Source organism: Nonomuraea sp. CX421, from assembly GCF_059358955.1.
The window spans coordinates 138928-159011 of sequence record NZ_JCADBK010000001.1; the positions used below are offsets into that span (position 1 = coordinate 138928).

Here is a 20084-nt window from a genome sequence, read left to right on the forward strand (position 1 = left end):
GACTCGGGACCGTGCGCGAGGCTCCGCTCCCTGGTCGTCCGGGACGCGTGACCGGGATCGTGCTCCCAACGACAGCCGACGAAGGAGCGCTCGTGTCCAGCTACATCGTGCCCAGCAACGTCAATCCCGACGACCCCGTCACGGTCCGGTCCTCCGGAGATCCGATGCGGATCCGCATCTCCGGACTCCTCCTGGCCACCGGATCCACCGCCTGGGCCGCGGGCACCGCTATCGTCGGGGACAAGATCCAGCAGGGCATCCAGACCCTCGACACCATCACCGGCATGCTGTTCGTCGTGGGCCTGTTCGCCTACGTCTGGACGGTACGAGCCACGCGCGGCGCCGGCGAGGGGTGGACCCGCGTCATCCCGTTCGGCCTGCTGCTGCTACTTCCCGGGGCATTCCTGCTCAACGCGCTGTCCTTCGGCTACGCCAGGCACGACGACTTCCCGCTGCCGCTGATGATCCTGGACGCCTGCTGGCCGCTCAGCCAGCTCGGCATGCTCGCCCTCGGCATCGCCGTCGCGATCCGGGGCCGTTACCGCGGCGCGGCGCGCTGGCTGCCCCTGCTGGTGGGCATGTGGTTCCCGGTGACCATGGTGGCCCAGATCTTCGGCGGCGCCGCCTTCTCGGTGTGGGTCAGCTCGGCGTGGTTGCTCGGCATGCACGCCCAGCTGGGCGTGCGCCTGGCCGTCCGCCCCGCGCTGTGAGCCCTGGGACGGACGAAGGACCGTGCGCCCGCGAAGAGCGTGACGTCCAAGCCGCCGACCGCCGCACCGCCTCAGCCCGAGCACCTCGCACCTCCGATGCGCTCGGGCTGAGGCGGGTTCACCTACGAGTCAGCCTGAGATCACGATCCCCGGGAAGGCCCGCGGAGCGGCGTGGATCAGTCAATGCACTGGTCGAGCGTGTCGAGCAGGGCGGCCACGGTGGACACGTTCCCATAGCTCTCCAGCCGGATCTGGTTCATCGCGTACCCGAAGGTGACCGCACGGGTCCGGTCGGCGAAGCCGAGCGCCCCGCCCATTCCGCTGAACCCGGCGGCGTTGACGAACGGACCGTAGGAGATGCCGTCCTCGGTGGCCAGCCCGAAGCCGAGGCCGGTACGGGACCAGAAGCCGAAGGCGCGGTCCCGGCCGGAGAACTGCTCCCTGGTGTGCTCGGCGACGCTCGCCTCGGGGATCAGCCCGCCCTCTTCCTGGCTCGTGGTCAGCAAGGAGTACAGGCGCGCGATGCCCCGCGCGTTGCCGACGCCTCCGGCGGCGCAACCGCCGAGGGCCCAGTAGGAAGGCATGCCCGCGATCTCCCACATGGGCCTGACCTCTGGGCCGTAGAACATCGCCCGCGCGGCATCACCGGCGGTGTCCGCCTTGCGGGTGTCGCTGATCTGCTTCGGCGGGACCAGTTCGGCCACGCGACCAGGGTCCCCGCGATAACCGATCGCGAAGTCGGCATCCAGTGGGCCCGCGAGATCCCGCGCCAGCACCTCACCGATCGTTCGCCCGGTGGCTCGGCGTACGACGGCGTCGGCGATCCACCCGTAGGTGAAGGAGTGGTAGGCCACCTGGGTGCCCGGCTCCCACAGCGGCGCCTGCCTGGCGATGCAGTCCTCCACGTGATCACGAGAGGCCCAGCCTTCGATGGAGTCGAAGCTCACGATCTCACTGGAACCGTCGAACCACGGCAGGCCCGCGGTGTGCGACAGCACGTGCCGCAAGGTGACCTCCGCCTTCCCGTTCTGCGCGAACTCCGGCCAGACCTCGGCGATGGGCGCGTCGATCCGTAGGTCACCCCGGGACGCCAGGTACGTGAGAACGATGGCGGCGATGCCCTTCGACACGGAGAAGACCGGCGCCATGGTCCGCTCCTCCCAGTCCCGCCCGTCGCCCGCGCTCCCCGCCCACAGGTCGACCACCAGCGATCCCCGGTGATGAACCGCCACCGAGGCCCCCACCTCGCCCAGTTCCGCGAAGTTCCGCTCAAACTGGGTGCGGACGCGCTCGAATCCAGGCGCGACGTACCCGTGAATCTGAGTCTCCACGGTCACACCTCCATTCCTCTCTTGCGATAGGTCGTGAGCAGTCGGTCCAGGCCCAACGCGGCCAGAACGATGAGTCCGGTGATGATGTCCTGCAGGTGTGACGAGAGGTTCAGCTGCGTGAACCCGTTGCCGAGGCAGGCCAGGATCGCCAGGCCGATCCCCGTACGCCAGATGGCCCCCACCCCACCGGACAGCGACGTGCCGCCGATGATGACCACGGTCAGCGCGTCGAAGAGGATCGAGATGTCGGTCGTCATCTGACCCGCCCCGAGCTGGGAGGCGGAGATGATGCCGGCGACGGCCGCCGCGAGCCCCGAGAGCATGTACGTGGTGATCAGCGTCCGGTCGACCCTCAGCCCGGCGAGGCGGGACGCCTCCTCGTTGCCGCCGATCGCGTAGAGAGATCTTCCGAACACCGTCTTGGACAGCACCAGGCCGGCGATGACGAGGAGGGCGAGCAGCAGCACCCCCGAGTAGGGGATCGTCCACAGTCGCCCGCTGCCCAGCCACTGGAACGAACCGTCGTAGATGTAGAAGGGCTGCGCATTGGTGATGGCGAAGCCGATGCCGGTGATGATGAAGCTGGTGCCCAAGGTCGCCACGAACGGGTTGATCCCGCCGAGCCGTACGATCAGACCGTTCACCAGCCCTACGACACAGCCCACGGCGATGGCGGCTCCGTAGGCCGGGATCGTTCCATACTGGGTGCCGACTCCGGCCGCGACCACGGCGCAGAAGGCGAATGTCGCACCCATCGACAGGTCGAATCCACCGGCGATGATGAGGTACGTCGCGGCGATGGCCAGAACACCGACCGCCGCCCACTGGCCGGTGAGGTTGGCCAGGTTGGCCCCGGTGAAGAAGGAGGGGCTGAGCACGGCGAGCGCGAGCACGATGAGCACAAGGAGCGCGACCACCGCGTGGTCGAGCAACCAGGTCGTGGCTCGGACAGCGCTTCGTTTCCCAGAGGTTGGTGGTGTGGGGGCAAGTCTTTCGGTGGTCATGGATCACTTTCAGGCTGGTTGGGCGAACGCCAAGTGCAAAATGTCCGACTCCGTGACGGCTTCGGAGGCGAACTGGCCCACGATGCGGCCGCTCCGCACGACGTTGATGCGATCACAGGCGTGGATGAGCTCCTGCAGGTCGGAAATCACGACGATGACCGCGGCCCCCTCGCTCGCCAGGCCGCGGACCAGGTCGAGGATCTGGGCCGTGGCCTGCACGTCGATGCCCGCGGTGGGCTCGTCGAGCAGGACGACCCTGGGCTTCAGGGTGAGGAGCCGCGCCAGCAGCACCTTCTGCTGGTTGCCTCCCGAGAGGTTCCTGACCGGCTGGGATTCCCTGCCCATGGGGTAGCCGACATGCTGGAGCACCTCGTGCTGGCTTCGCATCTCGGCTGACCGGGACACGTGTCCGAACCAGCGTCGCCGGTCGAAACCGCCGAGTGCCACGTTCATCGTGGTGCTCTCGCCGCCGACCAGGCCGAACCTACGCCTGTCCTCCGCGACCAGGTGGATGCCCAGCCTCTTGGCCTCGCGTACGGACCTGGGCCAGGCCACCTGTTCGCCCATCAACGAGATCCGGCCTGACTGAACGCGGTCGGCTCCCGCGATGGCGCGCAGGATCTCGGAACGGCCGGAACCGAGCAGACCCGCCAGTCCGACGATCTCACCGGCGTGCACCCGAAGATCCACCTGATCGGCGCCCGACCTGGTCGTCAGGCCGGTGATCTGGAGGACCTCGGCGCCGATCGACCGATCGGTCACCGAGCGCGGCGCGGATTCGATCGTCTGGCCCGTCATCGCGGTCACCAGGTCGTCCCGCGTCATGCTCGACGCCGCCTTGGTGCACACCAGGCCGCCATCGCGCAGCACGGTCACCGTGTCGCAGACGTCGAGCACATCGTCGAGGTCGTGCGAGATGAACACCACCGCGAGGCCGGCTCCACTGAGCCTGGTGATCACCTCGAACAGCCTGACCCGCTCCTCCTCCGGCAGGGCGCTGGTGGGCTCGTCGAGGATCAGCACTGTCGACGCCGATCGAATCGCGCGCATGATCTCGATGAGCTGGCGATCTCCCAGCGAGAGACTCGCCGCGCGAGCCGACGGATCGATCGAGACCTGCAACTCCCGGCACAGTTCCTCGAACCGCGCCCGCATGTGACCGCGGTCGACGACCGGCCCACGAGTCGGCAGGTCGCCGAGGAAGACGTTCTCGCACGCGGAGAGCGCGGGCACGACTCCCGGATCTTGGTAGATGACCGCGATGCCGGCATCGCGGTGCGCGGCCACGCCCGGCGCGAGCAGCTGCCCGTTGACCGAAACGGTCCCGCTGTCAGCGTGCTCGGCCCCGGAGATCACCTTGATCAGCGTCGACTTGCCGGCGCCGTTCTGGCCTACCAGTCCGCGCACCTCTCCGGCGCCGACCGCGATGGAGACGTCGGTGAGCGCCCTGACCCCAGGGAAGGTCTTCGAGCACCCGCTCACCTCCAGGGCGGTCGCGCCGGATTCGGTCGCGCCGCTCATCCGTAGCTCGGGGTGTAACGGTCGACGTTCTCGACGGTCAGGATCTCGCTGCCCGGCCCGTCCTTGATCCCGTCCCAGTCGCCGGTGCTGGACCAGCCCTTCGTCTGCTGCCCGGTGTCCAGGGCGCGGACCAGTTCCACGATCGAGAACCAGCCTTCGGGCTTGGGATCGGACTGCACGGTCGCGGTGAAGTTGCCCGCCTTCACCTGCGACAGCCCGTACGGGGTGCCCCCGATGCTGAACAGCTTGACGTCCTTGCCGACTTTGCGTCCGGCGTCGCCGAGCGCCTGCAGGACTCCCCGGGACATCTCGTCGTACGCCGAGATGATGACGGAGACGTCGGAGTGGGCGGTGAGCGCGTCCTGCGTGATGCGCAGTGCCTTGTTGGGGTCGTAGTCCGCGGGCTGCTCGACGACGATTTCCACGTTGGGGTACTTCGCGGACGTGTCCTTGATGGCGGCCTGGAGCCGACGCCAGCCGTCCTGGCCTGCAACGCCACCGATGACGGCCGCCTTGCACGGCTTGCCGTCGCACGAGTCGAAGATGTGCTCGAGGTACTTGCCGTAGTAGGCCTCGGTGCTGGTGGCCACCATCCCGGTGGTGCCTTCGTGGTAGTCCTTGTCCTGGCATACGGGACTGTTGGCCTGCTGCACCGGCAGGCCGGTGTCGAGCAGGAGTTTGATCATCTGGCAGCCCGGGGCCGCGGCGACCGGCTGGAAGATGAACCCGTCGTAGCCGCCCTTGGCGATGGCGTCCTGCACCTGCCGAAGCTGCTTGGCCGGGTCGAACGCCGCGTCGAACACCTCAAGGGTGATCCCGTACTTCTGCGCCGCTTCCTGCTGGTACTTGGACATGGCCTGGCACCAGGCGTTCAGGTCGGTACAGGTGTTGAGAGCCGCGATCTTGTAGTTGGTGGACGCCTTGCCCACGGCCTTGTCGTACGCCTCAGCCTGATCCATCGGCGAGAGGCTCGCGCTGATCTCCGGCGCGTCGATCTTGGGCTTCGCGGCGGCGGCCGTGTCCGCGGTCTCGCCCGCGCCACAGGCGCTCAGCGCCAGGACCGTGGCGAACGCCAGGCCCACGAATTTCACGGGGCCACGTCGTGGGGATCGGTAGCGGGACAGGTGCATGAGTCGAACCGACATGAGCTATCTCCAGCTAGGGGGCGACGGTGGACCCTATATTCCTCAGATGTATTCACAAGCGTCAAGGTTGAGGAAATGCATGTGACCCAAACGCAATACATGTGATCGCCCACCTCCACCAGGAGGACCTTTAGCACATGCGCCCGCGAGATCACCAGTCATACCTCAGATGTTTATAGATGACCAAAGCTTGTGCACTGAGGTAGAAAAGCGCCACTGTCCGACAATGCCGCGATTCTGATTTGACAGATGACGAAATCAAGCACGTCCTCGGTCAGGGAGCGACGAGCGAGCCGCCCCGCCGAAGACCACCGGCATGACCGGCCCCGTGATCAACGTGGCAGGTAGGAGCAGCGGACCCCCGTCCGCACGGTGGCGCGCAGCTCCGCGCCGATCACATCGTCGGCCTCGGCGATATGCGTCAGCGCCCGCCGGATGGCCTTGCTCACCGCGATCCTGGCCCGTTCCTGGTCATCGGTGAAGTGCCGCACCCGGCCGCCCAGCCCGGTGCTCGCGGTCAGCTCAGAGACCAGCCAGTCGCGCTCGGCCCGCAGCACCGCGGCGCGCTCCAGGTCGTTGGCGGCCTCCAGCTCTCCGATCTCCTCTTCGAGCTGGGTCATCCGCGCCACGTAGGTGCGTTCCGCGTGCTCGTCCAGGACTGGTTGAGCGGAGTGGGCCCGCTGGGCCGACGTGTCCTCCCCGCCGGCGACGAGGTCGATGGCGCGGATCTCCCGTCTGGGGTTGGCGATCAGCATGGCAAGGTGGCGCATACCCACACTCGGCTTGACCAGCGCGGTCCGGCCGGCCAGCTCGACCCGCCACCAGCGCCCGCCGTTCGAGCACACCGCCACCGACGGCCCGGCGGCACGCGCCTGCGGGCCTCGCACCTCGGGGAGCGCCATGCCCAGCTCCGCCGCCTCCTTCTCCGCCATCACCAGCTCATCGCGGGGCCCGCCCATCCGGACCAGCGCATGGCCGAGCCGCCAGCGGCTCAGCGCCGCCGCAGGCCAGTGGCCGAGCGCTTGGTTGGCCCGCAACGCCTCGCCGAAGTGCTCGACGGCGCGCTCCACCTGGCCCACCGTCAGCGCGGCCAGCCCGAGAGACTGGTGGGCGGAGCCGAAACAGGCCGCTCCGCGGCTGGCGATCATCGGCAGCCGGGCGTAGGGCTTGAGCAGGTCGTAGGCCCGCGCGGCCAGAGCCTCGTCGTCCAGCAGGTGGGCTGCCTCCACCAGCCCGTACATCGCCGCCAGCCAGTTCTTCGCCAGTGGGAGCGTGATGTCGCGCAGCCGGCCCACCATCGTCTCGGCCAGGCGCCGGTCTCCCGCCTCGGCGGCGGCCACCGCCAGCGCGGGGAAGTAGGCGTAGTCCGCGTGGCACAGTGCCGAGGAGTTCACCAGGTCCGACAGCAGCGGGAGCAGTTCGGCGACGCGTCCCTGATACCAGCGGATCGTCACCAGCTGCGCGCCGTACCAGCCGACGGCGTTGACATCACCCGCGGCCGAGCCGCGCTCCGAGCAGGCCGCCGCCGCCCGCTCGGCCTGCTCGAACCGGCCCGCCCTGATGAGCAGCATGACCTCGATCGCGTCGATGACGAACCCGATCGCGGGATGGTCCCAGGCGGCCAGCCGGTCGCGTAACTCGCCCAGAGATCGCTCGGCGTGCGGATCGGCGGCCAGGAACAGGTCGACCGTCCACCACAGCAGCCCCATGAGCAGGTCGCCCCGGCGCTCGGTCCGGCTGGCCAGGCCGATCAGTTCCCGGGCCAGCTCGAACCTGAGGTCCTGGTGTTCGGGGCTCATCAAGCAGTGGTGGGACAGGCTCAGCGCCTCGGCCAGGGCCACCGGATCGCCGGTGCTCCTGGCCTGGGCCAGCGTCCGCAGGACCGAGGCGTGCTCGCCGATGAGGTTGTCCCGCTCGGCGGCCAATCGCACGCGCAGCCGTACGGCGAGGGCAGAGCCGGGGGTGATGGCGGCCAGGGCCTGCTGCTGGCGAGTGCTGATCATCACCGACTCGGCGGTGGTGCGATGCTCGTTCAGCCAGATCCCGCCCAGGCCCAGCGCCGCCCTAGCCTGTGTCGCGGTGTCGCCCCAGCGCTCGGCCTCCTGGTGCGCCTCCTCGAACCAGCGACGGCTGGTACGCAGGTTGCCCTCCTCATGGAGGGCGTGTTCGGCCCGGCGGATGCAGACCTCGGCCCTGCTCCGCTTTTCCCCCTCACGCACAGATGCCCCCCTGGACATGCAGCGACGTGGCCCCCCGGCGTTCTCGAATCGTACGTAAGCCTTGCTGACGTGTCCAGGTCGCTCTCCGGCGCCGATCCGCGGGCCGGCCCCGCCAGCGGCGTCACCCTGCTGCTCCTTCCGGTACGACCCGCCGCAGGCGTTCCGGATCGAAGATCCCTTCCATTTCCATGATCTTGTCGTCGGTGAACGTGAAGCCGAGCGCCCCCACGAGCCGTCCCCCCACGACGAAGGCCAGCCCCGGGTCCCCGTCCACCTGTGCGGGACGGGCGTACCGGGCGTGCCTGGTGTAGGTCATCGCGTGCTCGCTCACTGCCCGGGCGCCGATCAACGGCAGGCCCGCGCCGTCGTCGCGGAAGACGACTCCGGGGTTCAGGACGGCAAGGAGCGCGTCGAAGTCGCCCTCGCGTACCGCGCGCAGAAAGGCGTCCACGACCTGCCGCCGACGCGTGGCATCCGGGTGGGCGGGCGGGCCGGCGCCGCGCACCCGCCTGCGAGCACGGCTGGCCAACTGGCGGGAGGCGTCCGGCGAGCGCTCCAGGATGGCCGCGATCTCGTCGAACGGTACGGCGAAGACGTCGTGCAGGACGAAGGCCAGGCGTTCGGCGGGGGTGAGGGTGTCGAGCACGACCAGCAGCGCTGACCCCACCGAGTCGGACAGGAGGGCCTCGGCTTCCGGATCATGGCCGCCGTCGGCCAGGTCGAGCATGGGCATCTCCCCGCGGCCACGGCGGGAACGCAGCAGGTTGAGGCACTCCCGGGCGATCACGGTCGTCAGCCAGCCGGGCAGGTTGTCCACCTCGGTGGTGTCGGCGCGACTCAACCTCAGCCAAGCGTTCTGCACGGCGTCATCCGCTTCGGTGAGCGAACCCAGCATGCGGAAGGCGACGGCCCGCAGACGGGTCCGCTGCTCCTCGAATCGCGCAGCCAGCCAAGCGGCCTCGTTCATCAGTCACATTCTCCCTTCCATCCGGTTCATCGCTGTGAACCGTCGGCACGAGCGAATGTGACAAGGAGCATGCGATGACGTCGAAGCACTACTACTGGCTGGCCACCGCGCTGGTGGCGGCCGAACTGGGGGTCGGCGGCATCCTGGACATCGCGCGATTCCCCGCCTTCAGCGACCTCGTGCGTCATCTGGGCTATCCGGCGTACTTCCTGACCCTCCTCGGCGTCTGCAAGGTCCTGGGGGCGCTCGCGCTGGTCGTCCCCGGCCGCCCGCTGCTCAAGGAGTGGGCCTACGCGGGCGCCTTCTTCACCTACGCCGGCGCCATCGTCTCCCACCTGGTCACCGGCTACCAGTTGGGTGAGGTGGCGGTGCTGGGCATGCTGGTGATCCTCACTGGTCTGTCCTGGCGGCTTCGACCCGCTGGCCGCCGCATGGACACGGCTGCCGCCGGAATCATGTGATCAGACTTTGAAGCTGTCCGCCGAAGGTCCTGTCCCGGACGGTCGCCTGGCAGCTGCCCGCCGGGCCCGATGCCAGGACGGCCGCCAGGGAAGACCCGCAGGCCGAAGGCGGCGGAGGTGTGCCGCCGCCAGTCGGGGCGCTGGTGGCGTTGCTGTGGATGGGCACTCCTCCGACCGGCTTCGTGGTCGCCCTGCTCTGCGGGAGGAAGGTCGCCATCCTGTTCGGCCTGCGACGCCCAGCAAGAGCGTCACGACCACCAGCCTCACCGGGGCGCGCCGGGAGAATCGGGGGCGCTCGCCGTGGTGTCGACGCGGCTTGGCGCTCACTGACGCCCGATCGAGCCGATCCAGCTCTCGGTGAGGACGTCCAGCATCTCGTCGCGGTCGACGCCCCAGGTCCCCGGCTTCCAGTGGCGGGCGACGTGGTCCAGCTCGGTGATGGCGATGACGCCGCGGAAGTGGCGGGTGCCGACCGGGAACCGGTCGGCGCGGTCGAGCCCCTCCTTGATGTCACCGATGGCCTCGTTCAGCCACTCGTCGAGGAGCGTGCGGATCTCGGGGTCAACGGCCGCGGCCTCGAAGGCGGCCTTGGTGTAGGGACGGATCACATCCCATCGTTCGGAGGTCGACGCGAGCCACGCGCGGACGCGCTCGCGCGAGCCGTCCTCGACCACGGCGACCAGCTCACGCTCGGTCGACCCGTGCTCGGCGGAGGGGAGCCGGTCGAGCGCGGCGTTGAGCCGCTCCGAGACGAGGGCCTTCATCAGATCGACCTTGGAGGGGAAGTACGCGTAGAAGGTCACCCGCGTCGTCCCCGCCGCTGACGCGATGTCGTCGACCGTCGTCGTCGCGTAGCCCTTCGACCCGAACAGGTCCAGGCCGGCGTCGAGCAGGAGCTTGCGCGTCATCTCCTTCTGTGCCGCACGAAGCGTCGCCATGGCGGCCAGCATAGGGCACCGCGGCCGCACTCCGCTCTCGCTGATCGTGCTGAATACGTGCTGCTCAAACTATTGACGCTGTGTTAAATCATATGGCACCTTGCACACCCAACAGGTGATTGCGCTCACATCGGGTGGCCGATCCCGAGCGGCCGGAATCGACGATCCGGCCTATCGACAAGGAAGAAATCGCAATGACGCAGACCGCTGCGCGCAAGCAGGGCTACACCGCCACGGTGGTCGCCGGGTGCTTCGCCGTACTCCTCGCCCAAGTGGCGTACTCGCTGCCCGGCGCGCTCAATGGCACGTTCCAACAGGAGTTCCAGACCACCGGCGCCGAGCTGGCCTGGGTCACGGCCGCCTTCGCCATCCCCATGGTCGTCTTCGAGCTGACCACCGGCGTGATCGGTGACCTGTTCGGTCGCAAGCGACTGCTGCAGGCGGGTGCTCTGCTGACGGTCGCCGGCTCACTCGTCAGCTGCCTCGCCGAGACGGTCCACATGTTGTGGATCGGGCAGGTCGTCGCGGGCCTCGGAGCCGCGATCCTCTACCCGATCTCGCTCGCCATGCTGGCCGCGGTCAGCCCGTCGCAGGAGGCCCGCTCCAAGGCCATCGCGGTCTGGGCCGGTTTCCTGTCGATCGGCGCGGCGATCTCCCCGCTGATGGGCGGGTGGCTGGCCGCGGAGGGCGACTGGCGGACGTCGTACCTCGTGGTGATCATGGCGGCGGTCGTCTCGATCATCATCACCCAGTTCGCCGCCGACTCCTCGGCGCCGGAGGGGCGCAAGCTGGACATCCCTGGCCAGGTCACGCTGGCTCTCGGTCTGATCGCCATCCTTTTCGCCGCCACCCAGGGCTCCGAGGCCGGCTTCGCCCGGCCCGAGATCATCGGTGCCTTCGTCGCGGGCCTCGCGCTCCTCGCCGCCTTCGTCGTCATCGAGTTGCGGACCGACGTCCCGCTGCTGCACCTCAACATCTTCGCCAACCGTTCCTACGCGATCGTCGCGATCGCCACGGTGGTCGGCATGTTCGCGTTCCTCGCGACCTGCTACTCGATGAGCATCTGGCTCGGCGCGATCCAGCACCAGAGCGCTCTGAAGATCGGCGTGCTGTTCCTGTTCATCCAGGGTCCGGCCTTCGTGCTGGTGCCGGCCGTCTCCCATCTGATCCGGAACTTCTCGCCTCGCTGGGTGCTCACCGTCGGTTTCGCCCTGATCTCCGTCAGCGGCCTCTGGTGCTCGACGTTCGACGTGCACGACATGGACTGGACGCGGTTCTTCGGCCCGATGCTGGCCCTCGGCGTCGGCTTCGCGCTCACCGTCGGCTCGATCACGGCCGTCGCCATCAACACCGTTCCGCTGCGGCTGGCCGGCATGGCCAGTGCCACCACCAACCTGCTCCGCGACTTCGGCTTCGCGCTCGGTCCGGTGCTCATCGCCGCGTTCGCGGTCAGCCGGGCGAACGGTGACCTGAGCGCCGGCTTCGGCGGGGCGCTCGGCCAGTCCGGGCTCCAGCCGCCCTACACCGACATCGCCGGGGGCATCGCGCAAGGCAGTGGCGCCTTGGCGATCAACTCGATGCCGGTCGTGCCCGGCGCCGGTCCTGACCTGCCGCCGGTGCCGATGCCGGAGAGCCTTCGCCTGCTCGCGTTCGAGTCGTTGGGCAGCGCCTACAGCCTCGGGTTCCTGGTCGCCAGCCTCTGCGCCGCCGCTGCCGCGGCCCTGACGCTGTTCGGGCTCTTCGGCGTGCAGCGCGCCGACGCCGAGGAGCCGCTGAGCGACGAGGAGTTCGCCCCCGCCGAGTGACCAGCGGGCCGCCGGACCTGGTCGAGGTCGCTGGACCGGATAGCCGGTCGCCGGTCGCCGCTCCCCGCGACCGGCGACCGGCGACTGGCGACTGGCGACTGGCGACTGGCGACCTCGACCCTCTCCGTACGCGTATAAAATTTAATTTACGTGCAGAACATTCTCTTGACGTGGCGTAAACCTAAATGACACGCTTCCAGAGTGGCGTGACCGCGGTCACTCGCCGACACCGAAAGGAGGGGCAGCGATGGGTGCCCAGACTGCCGAGAACACCACCGACAGCGTCGTCAACACCGTCCTGGGCCCCGTTCCCGCGCGGGAGCTGGGGGTCGTCGCGGTTCACGAGGCTCTGCTGTCGGTGGTTCCGGGAGCGGAGTACGCGTTCGACGTCACCATCGACCGTGCCGAGATCTTCGAGACCCTGGCCGGGAAGCTGCGCGACTTCCGCGGGCACGGCGGCGGGACGATCGTCGACAGCACCGGCATGTTCCACGGGCGCGACGTGCGGCTGTACGAGACCCTCTCGCGCACGACCGGCGTGCACATCGTCGCGTCGACGGGCCAGGGCCCCGAGGAGATGCTCGGCGGCTACTTCCTGACGCCGCAGACCAATCCGCCGACGCCGTGGCCGGCCGAGAAGTTCGCCGACCTCTTCGCCAAGGAGGTCACCGAGGGCATGGTGGTCCCCCGCGTCGAGCGGCGGGGCGCCGCGGGCCTCGTGGCCACCGCCGCGACCCTCGCGGGCATGACCGCGACCGACGAGAGCCTGTTTCGCGGCGCGGCCCGCGCCGCCCTGACCACCGGTGTCCCGGTGTCCATCCGCTACGGCGACGACGCCGTGCGCGACCTCGAGATCGTCCTGGACGAGAAGCTGCCGGCCGACCGCGTCGTCGTCGGCGGGCTCGACCGCGAGGACGCCGTCGCGGCCGGCGCGCCGTTCGAGGTCGCGGCCCGTGGCGCCTACGTCGCCCTCGACCAGGTCGGCACCGAGGACGACGCCCACGTCACCGACACCGAGCGCGCCGCCCTGGTCGCCGAGTTGGTCGAGGCCGGTCACGGCGACCGGATCCTGCTCTCGAGCGGCGCGACCGGCGTCGCCAAGGGCCACCCGGCCAACGACCTGCCCTACAGCTACGTCCTGACCGCATTCGTCCCCCTCCTCAAGGCGCAGGGCCTCAGCGACGCGGACGTCCAGCGGATCCTCGTGGACAACCCGCGCGAGCTGCTGTCGGTGCGCTGAGCGCGGCCCGAGATCGTCAAGTTCTTCGCTGAAGGGTGAGTGTTGTGTCGAGAGTGAATACCGTCCTGGGGCCGATCCCGGCCGAAGATCTGGGTCTGGTGGCCGTCCACGAGCACATCGGGTACGGCATGCCGGGCTCCGAGCTGGACACGAAGTGGTGGAAGACCCCCGAGCAGCGATACGAGGAGACCGTCCCGAAGCTGCGCCGGTTCCATGAGTACGGCGGCGGCACGTTCGTCGACGCGACCGGCATCTGCAACGGCCGGGACGTCGACTACTACAGATCGCTGTCCGCGAAGACCGGCGTGCACATCGTGGCGAGCACCGGCTTCGTCGGCGGCGACACCGCGCTGCCGTTCTTCGCCCGGGCGAGTGTGGAATACCTGGCCCAGCACTTCATCCACGAGATCACCGTCGGCATCGGCGACACCGGCGGACGCGCCGGCATCATCAAGGTCGGCGTGAGCCGTGGCGGCCGGATGACGGACCTGGACAAGCGCATCTACCGCGCCGCCGCCCGCGCCGCCCTCATCACCGGCGTGCCCGTCCTGACCCACCTCGCGATCGACGCCGAGAACGCGATCGCCGTCTTCGACGCGGAGGGGCTCCCGCTCGACCGCGTCCTGTTCGGCCACGTCGACGACGGCGTGAACGCCGACAAGACCCGTGACACCTGGATCGCGGAGCAGGGCGGCCGGATCGGGTTCGACACCTTCGGCTACGAGACCGAGCTCGAGGACCCGCCGTTCTGGGCCCGTCCGCGCAAGGAGCGGCTGGACCACTTCCTCCGGTTCATCGGTCAGGGGCACCTGGGCAAGGTGCTCGCCTCGGCCGACGCCAACTGCAGCCCGCTGGGCTGGCCGGGCGTGAAGGGCCACACCGTCAACTACCTCTTCGAGGACCTCATCCCGGACCTCCGTGCCGCCGGTCTCGACGAGGCCACGATCAAGACGATCTTCGTCGACAACCCCGCCGACTTCCTGACGATCCAGCAAGGACCAAAAGCATGAACACCTCAGACCTGAAGCACCTGAACATCGCCATCGTCGGCGCGGGGTACGCCGGAGCCGCCGCGGCCAAGGCCCTGAGCCTCCTCGGCGCCACCGTCAACGTCTACGAGCAGGCGAGCCGGACCCGCGAGGTCGGCGCCGGCATCGGCCTGCGGCCGTCCACCATGGACCAGTTCCGCCAGTGGGGCATCTTCGACGCGATCGCGAAGGTCAGCTCGCCGAGCGACTACTTCGAGATCCTCACGCCCACCGCCGACCCGATCATGAAGGAGGCGTGGCCGGAGATCGACACCTTCGGCCAGAAGACCCACCTCATCCACCGCTGTGACTTCATCGAGGCTCTCCTGGGCGTGCTCCCCGACGGCATGGTGCACCTCGGTCACAAGCTGGAGAGCGTCAAGGACGAGGGTGACAAGGCGACCCTGACCTTCACCAACGGCGAGGCGGTCACCGCCGACCTGGTGGTCGGCGCCGACGGCATCAAGTCGGTCGTGCGGGCTCAGCTGTTCGGCGACAACCAGCCGGTGTTCTCCGGCGAGCACGCCTACCGCGCCGTGATCTCCGTGGACGACGCCCTCGGGATGGCCGTCGACGACAACCTCCGGATGTACATCGGCCGGGGCACGAAGATCTACTTCCTGCCGCTGCGCCACCGCGGCCAGGTCTCGTTCGACATCACCGCCCTGTGCCCGGACAGCACCTGGGCGCCGAAGGTCACCAAGGACGACCTGCTGAAGACCGTCGAGGGGTTCGACGAGCGGATCGTGAGCATCACCCGCGGCCTCGACATGGACGCCGTCAACTGCCGCGCGGTCTACGACATCGACCCGGTCGACACGTGGCACTCGGACTCCGTCGTCCTCGTGGGCGACGCGGCCCACTCGATGCTGCACCACCAGGGTCAGGGCGCCAACTCGGCGATCCTGGACGCCGGCGGCCTCGCCGACGCCCTCAGGGAGGCCGGCTCCGTCAAGGAGGCGCTGGCGCGCTACCAGGCCACCCGCAAGCCGGTGACCGACGAGCTGCAGCGGATCTCGCGCCAGGGCTGGACCGAGGACGAGATCAGCGACGTCTTCCCGGGCCAGAAGCCCGCGTCCCAGGAGCCCGCCTCCCCTCCGAAGCCCGCGTCCCAGGAGCCCGCCTCCCCTGCGAAGCCCGCCTCACAGAAGCCGGAGGTCTGACGCCATGCCACTGCACCCCGACATCGCCCGGATCCTCGCCGACCTGCCGGCATCGCCTCCCGGTCCGCTGAACCCGGAGGCGATGCGCGCCGGCGAGGAGGCCGCGGTGCCGCCCGTGTCCGCCCGCCTGCCGCTCCACTCCGTCGAGGACCTCACCGCACGGACCGCCGCCGGCGAGGTCCCGGTCCGGGTCTACACGCCGGTCGAGGCCGACGCGTACGGCGTACTGGTCTACTTCCACGGCGGCGCGTTCTTCCTCGGCAGCCTGGAGACGCACGACCACGTCGCGCGCGCCCTGGCCAAGGAGACCGGGCTCAAGGTCGTCTCCGTCGGCTACCGGCTGGCGCCCGAGCACGCCTTCCCTGCCGGTCTCGAGGACTGCTACGCCACGGTCCGATGGGCCGCCGAGAACGGCGAGACCCTGGGCTGGGACGGCACGACGCTGGCCATCGCCGGTGACAGCTCCGGGGGCACGTTCGCCGCGGCCGTCGCCGCGATGGCGCACGACGAGGGCTTCGACCGGATCACCCATCAGATCCTCTTCTACCCCTCGCTCGATCTCGACTTCGACGTCGACCGCTACGCCTCGCTGCGCGAGAACGCCGTCGGCTACGGCCTGGAGACGGCGGGACTGAAGCCGTTCAACGCCTTCTATCTCGACGGCGGCGCCGACCCCGCCGATCCGCGGGTCTCTCCGATCAAGCGGGCCGACCTCACCGGGCTGCCGCCCGCGCTGATCGTGACCGCGGAGTGCGACCCGCTGCGCGATGAGGGCGAACTCTACGGCCGGCGCCTCAAGGAGGCCGGAGTCGACGCCACGGTGAGTCGCTACCCGGGCGCCAACCACGGATTCGTGCAGCACTTCTCCTGGATCCCGGCCTACCAGCGGGTCTTCGAGGAGACGGCCGCCTTCCTGGGGCGCGAGTCATGACGCGGGTGAACGTTCATCCCCTGGTCTCGCCGTGGGGCCGGTTCGGTCTGTACAGCTTCTTCATCGACGCCCCCGAGCCGGCCGTCGTCGACACCGGGATCGCCTCCTCGCCCGCCGAGGGCATGGCCCCCGCGCTCGCGGCCATCGGGCGCCGCATCGAGGACGTGCGCTGGATCCTGCTGACCCACGGCCACATCGACCACGTCGGCGGCGCCCACGCCCTGTGGGAGCTCACCGGACGGCGGGCGCGGGTGGTCATCCACGAGGCCGACGCCCCGATGCTGCGCTCGCGCCGGGCGCACGTGGACGACTACCTCCACGGCCGGGGGCGGTACCTGAACGACCCGGAGGGCGCGGCGAAGGTGACGGCCGCCGCCGATGCGGTCATCTCCGGCGAAATGGAGCCGACCATGCTGCTCAACGGCGGCGAGACCCTCTCGCTCGGTGGTGACGTGACCGTCTCCGTCCACTCGGTGCCGGGCCACACGCCCGGCTCGGTGGCCTACGTGATCGACGGCCAGCGATCCGTGTTCGTCGGCGACGCCGTCCAGGTCCACGGGGCCGCCAACGGCTTCCCCGGTTACCTGGATCCGGTCGCCTACCGGGCCGGGCTGCGCCACCTGCGCGACGAGGTCCGTCCGCGGCACCTGTACCTCGGGCACCCGTACCGCCGCGCGGACGGCACGCCGTACGGGGTCGAGCTCGACGCCGCCCAGGCTCGGGAGGCGCTCCAGGAGAGCCTGGACATCGAGGCCGAGGTCGGCGAAGCGGCCTGCCGCTGCCTTGCGGACGGCCTGCGGGAGACGGACTCGCCGTACTCACCGTTCGCCTCCGTGGCCGAGAGGCTCGGCTACACCGGCGACCCCACGCTCGAGCCGTCGCCGTTCTTCACCTCGATGCACGGCTACCGCACACACTTCAACCAGAACGTGACAGAGGATTCGCACTGATGGCCGACTTCCAGACGATCCAGGCGGGCGAGCAGACGATCGCCGTCCGCAAGGACCTGCGGGTGCCGATGCGCGACGGGGTCACCCTCGCCGTGGACGCCTACCACGGCACCGAGGACAGGCCGCGGCCGGCCCTGATCGCGATGAGCGCGTACGGCAAGGAGCTGCAGGCCCTCGCCCTCACCACGCCGCCGCAGCGTCGTCCCAGCCCGATGTGGGACGGCTGCATCGAGGCCGGCGACATCGCGCGCGTCGTCAAGGAGGACTACGTCCACGTCATCGGTGACATGCGCGGCACCGGTGACTCCGGCGGCGTGATGATCGGCAACTACAACGCCGGTGGCGTTCCCCAGGGTCAGGACCTGTACGACGTCATCGAGTGGGTCGCCGAGCAGCCGTGGTGCGACGGGAACGTCGGCATGATCGGCATCTCCTACTTCGGCTCGATGCAGGTGCTCGCCGCGGCGGAGCGGCCGCCGCACCTGAAGGCGATCTTCGTCAGCGGCGGCCATTTCGACTTCTACGAGACCACCTACCACGGCGGCGTCATGTGGTTCATGCCACGGGCCGCCCGCGAGGGACGCGGTGGCGACTCCGGCATCGCGCACACCGATGTCAGGTCCCGCATGCGGGAGGTCCACTCCCCGGAGGAGCTCGGGAAACTCGTCGACGAGCGGCTCCGGGACCCGGACGTCGCCGCGTGGCCGAACCTCGTGCACGTGCTGAGGTACCCGAAGAACCGCGAGTTCTGGTTCGACATCGTGATGAACCACCTCGACGGGGAGTGGTACGAGGAACGCAACCCCATCCGGCTGGCCGAGAACATCGACATCCCGGTCTATCTGCAGATCGACCAGGGTCGCGGCTGGACCGTGGACGGCCACATCGAGCTGTTCAACGTGCTGAAGGGTCCCAAGCGGCTGGACATCGGCTCCTACCCGCCGATGCAGTCACGCCCCTGGGTCGAGGAGCACGACAAGATGTTCCGCTGGTACGAGTACTGGCTCAAGGGCGTCGACAACGGCGTCATGGACGAGCCTGCGGTGAGCGTCTTCGTGGAGGGCTCGCGGGAGGTGGTCACCGCCGATCAGTGGCCGCCGAAGGAGATCGAGTACCGGCCGCTCTACCTGCGCCCGCGCCGCAAGCTCTCGTCGGAGCCCGAGTTGATGGGCGCCGAGCACGCCGCCCCGGACGGCTTCTACCAGGCGCCGCTGACGGTGACCGACAAGGTGGAGATCGTCAGCTGGAGCACCGAGCCGTTCGAGGAGCCCACGGAGCTCATCGGCTCCGGCGCGGCGCACCTGTTCGCCGAGATCGACCAGGATGACACGAACTTCATCATGCGGCTGTGGGACGTCGCCCCGAACGGAAGCCGCCAGCTGATCACCACGGGCTTCCTCAAGGCGTCGCACCGCGAGCTGGACGACCGGACGACCGAGGGCGACCCGTACCACCCGCACACCCGCGCCGTGCCGGTGGAGCCCGGGCAGATCGAGGAGTACGTCCTGCGGCTCTACCCGTTCGCGGCGACGTTCGGCCCCGGCCACCGGCTGCTGGTGGAGCTCTCCAACGACGAGCCGCTGGCGGACGCGCACAACTCGCTGCTGCCGCCGGACGCGTTCCACCTGCCGGTGGGTCGCCCCGTCACCCACAAGATCTATCGCGACGCCGTCCACCGGTCGCGGCTCGTGCTGCCGTTCACGAAGCGCACCGCGCCGGAGAACGGGTAGCCGAGCCTGGCGTTCCGCAACGCAGGACCGCGAGCGGCCGGGTCATGGCCGTTTCACGGGCCGGTCAAGCAGGAGGCCCGACAGAGCCGCGGCCACCTCGGCCCGGCGGTCATCGAGGAAGAAGTGGCCGCCTGGGAAGATCCGCAGGCCGAAGGTCGCGGAGGTGTGCCGCCGCCAGGCGCGGGCCTCCTCGATCGTGGTCTTGGGGTCGTCATCGCCGACGAAGGCGGTGATCGGACAGTCGACGACCGCTTCCCGACCCGCCTCGTAGGTCTCGACGGCGCGATAGTCGGCGCGCAGGACCGGCAGGATCATCTGGAAGAGCTCCGGCTCTCCGATGAACGCCGGATCGGTGCCGCTGAGCAAGCGCAACTCATCGGCGATGCCCTGATCGTCGCGCAGGTGCACGCGCTCGTCGCGGTGCGTGGAGGGGGCACGTCTCCCTGAGGCGATCAGGCAGAGCGCTCCCGGCAGAAGCCTGGCGGTCTCGAAAGCGACCATGGCGCCCATGCTGTGGCCCAGCAGAGCCCACGGTCCCTCCAGTCGCCCGTCCAACACGCCGGCGAGCTCGGCGGCCAGGCGCCCGATGTCGGGGATGAGCGGTTCATGCCTGCGGTCCTGACGGCCGGGGTACTTGACCGACCACACCTCGATCGAGGGGGCCAGGGCAGCCGAGAGGGAGAAGAAACCACCGCCGCCGGCGTGCGGTAGGCAGACGAGACGTACGCGGGCCTCGGGCGCGGGGTGGAAGCGTCTGATCCACCGCTCGAACACCTCGTCGGGCAAGGCGGCTCCTCTCTGGAATTCTCTGGGCGCCGATCGGGATGATCAGCGCCGGCCCTGGGCCGAACCCGGCGGCAAGATGTCACCTGGTCATCAACACCTTTTCGTGACAGGACTGCCATAAGAAGTAATGATCTCGTTTCATAACGTGCCATATG

At 69.2% G+C, this 20084-nt stretch carries 17 protein-coding genes; 9 read left to right on the top strand and 8 right to left on the bottom strand.

All coding sequences use genetic code 11. The features are described from left to right. The first annotated feature begins 92 nt into the window (after positions 1-92). Positions 93-710, top strand: coding sequence for a hypothetical protein (locus AC5L3X_RS00720; RefSeq protein WP_494854344.1), 618 nt, complete (start codon positions 93-95; stop codon positions 708-710). Between the two features lie 176 nt (positions 711-886). Here AC5L3X_RS00720 and AC5L3X_RS00725 read toward each other — a convergent pair whose 3' ends face one another. The 6 genes from AC5L3X_RS00725 to AC5L3X_RS00750 form a co-directional block, all read right to left on the bottom strand. Continuing rightward, complete coding sequence (locus AC5L3X_RS00725) at positions 887-2041, bottom strand: serine hydrolase domain-containing protein (protein ID WP_494854346.1); 1155 nt, start codon at positions 2039-2041, stop codon at positions 887-889. A gap of 2 nt (positions 2042-2043) precedes the next feature. After that, positions 2044-3045 (bottom strand): ABC transporter permease, encoded by a 1002-nt coding sequence (locus tag AC5L3X_RS00730; RefSeq protein ID WP_494854348.1) that lies wholly within the window; start codon positions 3043-3045, stop codon positions 2044-2046. A 9-nt stretch (positions 3046-3054) separates the two neighbouring features. Beyond that, on the bottom strand, positions 3055-4566 hold the full coding sequence (locus AC5L3X_RS00735) for a sugar ABC transporter ATP-binding protein (RefSeq protein WP_494854350.1): 1512 nt from the start codon (positions 4564-4566) through the stop codon (positions 3055-3057). Further along, on the bottom strand, positions 4563-5657 hold the full coding sequence (locus AC5L3X_RS00740) for a sugar ABC transporter substrate-binding protein (RefSeq protein ID WP_494854351.1): 1095 nt from the start codon (positions 5655-5657) through the stop codon (positions 4563-4565). Before AC5L3X_RS00740 ends, AC5L3X_RS00735 begins: the two co-directional genes overlap by 4 nt. A gap of 386 nt (positions 5658-6043) precedes the next feature. Continuing rightward, positions 6044-7930 carry an ATP-binding protein gene (locus AC5L3X_RS00745; RefSeq protein WP_494854352.1) on the bottom strand — a complete coding sequence of 629 codons (1887 nt, stop codon included), beginning with the start codon at positions 7928-7930 and terminating at the stop codon, positions 6044-6046. 121 nt (positions 7931-8051) lie between these two features. Further along, on the bottom strand, positions 8052-8897 hold the full coding sequence (locus AC5L3X_RS00750; protein WP_494854353.1) for a sigma-70 family RNA polymerase sigma factor: 846 nt from the start codon (positions 8895-8897) through the stop codon (positions 8052-8054). A gap of 74 nt (positions 8898-8971) precedes the next feature. Here AC5L3X_RS00750 and AC5L3X_RS00755 point away from each other — a divergent pair, with 74 nt between their 5' ends. Further along, positions 8972-9358 (top strand): DoxX family protein, encoded by a 387-nt coding sequence (locus tag AC5L3X_RS00755; protein ID WP_494854354.1) that lies wholly within the window; start codon positions 8972-8974, stop codon positions 9356-9358. Positions 9359-9681: 323 nt separating this feature from the next. On the opposite strand, the gene AC5L3X_RS00760 is transcribed toward AC5L3X_RS00755, so the two are convergent. After that, the gene (locus AC5L3X_RS00760; RefSeq protein WP_494854356.1) at positions 9682-10296 is read right to left on the bottom strand and encodes a TetR/AcrR family transcriptional regulator; all 615 of its coding nucleotides are present in this window, start codon (positions 10294-10296) and stop codon (positions 9682-9684) included. A gap of 194 nt (positions 10297-10490) precedes the next feature. Between AC5L3X_RS00760 and AC5L3X_RS00765 the strand changes: the two genes are divergently transcribed. From AC5L3X_RS00765 to AC5L3X_RS00795, 7 genes are all read left to right on the top strand, one after another. Beyond that, a complete protein-coding gene (locus AC5L3X_RS00765; protein WP_494854357.1) occupies positions 10491-12101 on the top strand; it encodes an MFS transporter in 1611 nt (536 codons plus the stop codon). A gap of 247 nt (positions 12102-12348) precedes the next feature. Continuing rightward, a complete protein-coding gene (locus tag AC5L3X_RS00770) occupies positions 12349-13341 on the top strand; it encodes a phosphotriesterase family protein (RefSeq protein ID WP_494854358.1) in 993 nt (330 codons plus the stop codon). A 44-nt stretch (positions 13342-13385) separates the two neighbouring features. Continuing rightward, entirely contained in the window at positions 13386-14351 is a 966-nt protein-coding gene (locus AC5L3X_RS00775) for a phosphotriesterase family protein (RefSeq protein ID WP_494854360.1), read from the top strand. Beyond that, positions 14348-15532, top strand: a complete 1185-nt coding sequence (locus AC5L3X_RS00780; RefSeq protein WP_494854361.1) for an FAD-dependent oxidoreductase — start codon at positions 14348-14350, stop codon at positions 15530-15532. The genes AC5L3X_RS00775 and AC5L3X_RS00780 overlap by 4 nt, the downstream gene beginning before the upstream one ends. Before the next feature lie 4 nt (positions 15533-15536). Next, positions 15537-16463: an alpha/beta hydrolase gene (locus AC5L3X_RS00785; RefSeq protein WP_494854362.1), complete on the top strand. Its 927-nt coding sequence runs from the start codon at positions 15537-15539 to the stop codon at positions 16461-16463. Beyond that, complete coding sequence (locus AC5L3X_RS00790; protein ID WP_494854364.1) at positions 16460-17413, top strand: MBL fold metallo-hydrolase; 954 nt, start codon at positions 16460-16462, stop codon at positions 17411-17413. Before AC5L3X_RS00785 ends, AC5L3X_RS00790 begins: the two co-directional genes overlap by 4 nt. Beyond that, a complete protein-coding gene (locus AC5L3X_RS00795) occupies positions 17413-19143 on the top strand; it encodes a CocE/NonD family hydrolase (RefSeq protein WP_494854365.1) in 1731 nt (576 codons plus the stop codon). Before AC5L3X_RS00790 ends, AC5L3X_RS00795 begins: the two co-directional genes overlap by 1 nt. A gap of 42 nt (positions 19144-19185) precedes the next feature. Here the strand turns inward: AC5L3X_RS00795 and AC5L3X_RS00800 are convergent, their stop codons facing one another. Further along, positions 19186-19929 (bottom strand): thioesterase II family protein, encoded by a 744-nt coding sequence (locus AC5L3X_RS00800; protein ID WP_494854366.1) that lies wholly within the window; start codon positions 19927-19929, stop codon positions 19186-19188. Between the last annotated feature and the right edge of the window lie 155 nt (positions 19930-20084).

Bases quoted from the DNA above. Each gene is read 5' to 3' on its own strand.
- AC5L3X_RS00730 (WP_494854348.1), bottom strand. From the start codon at position 3,045: ATGACCACCGAAAGACTTGCCCCCACACCACCAACCTCTGGGAAACGA.
- AC5L3X_RS00765 (WP_494854357.1), top strand. From the start codon at position 10,491: ATGACGCAGACCGCTGCGCGCAAGCAGGGCTACACCGCCACGGTGGTC.
- AC5L3X_RS00760 (WP_494854356.1), bottom strand. From the start codon at position 10,296: ATGGCGACGCTTCGTGCGGCACAGAAGGAGATGACGCGCAAGCTCCTG.
- AC5L3X_RS00790 (WP_494854364.1), top strand. From the start codon at position 16,460: ATGACGCGGGTGAACGTTCATCCCCTGGTCTCGCCGTGGGGCCGGTTC.
- AC5L3X_RS00780 (WP_494854361.1), top strand. From the start codon at position 14,348: ATGAACACCTCAGACCTGAAGCACCTGAACATCGCCATCGTCGGCGCG.
- AC5L3X_RS00795 (WP_494854365.1), top strand. From the start codon at position 17,413: ATGGCCGACTTCCAGACGATCCAGGCGGGCGAGCAGACGATCGCCGTC.
- AC5L3X_RS00770 (WP_494854358.1), top strand. From the start codon at position 12,349: ATGGGTGCCCAGACTGCCGAGAACACCACCGACAGCGTCGTCAACACC.
- AC5L3X_RS00755 (WP_494854354.1), top strand. From the start codon at position 8,972: ATGACGTCGAAGCACTACTACTGGCTGGCCACCGCGCTGGTGGCGGCC.
- AC5L3X_RS00750 (WP_494854353.1), bottom strand. From the start codon at position 8,897: ATGAACGAGGCCGCTTGGCTGGCTGCGCGATTCGAGGAGCAGCGGACC.
- AC5L3X_RS00785 (WP_494854362.1), top strand. From the start codon at position 15,537: ATGCCACTGCACCCCGACATCGCCCGGATCCTCGCCGACCTGCCGGCA.
- AC5L3X_RS00735 (WP_494854350.1), bottom strand. From the start codon at position 4,566: ATGAGCGGCGCGACCGAATCCGGCGCGACCGCCCTGGAGGTGAGCGGG.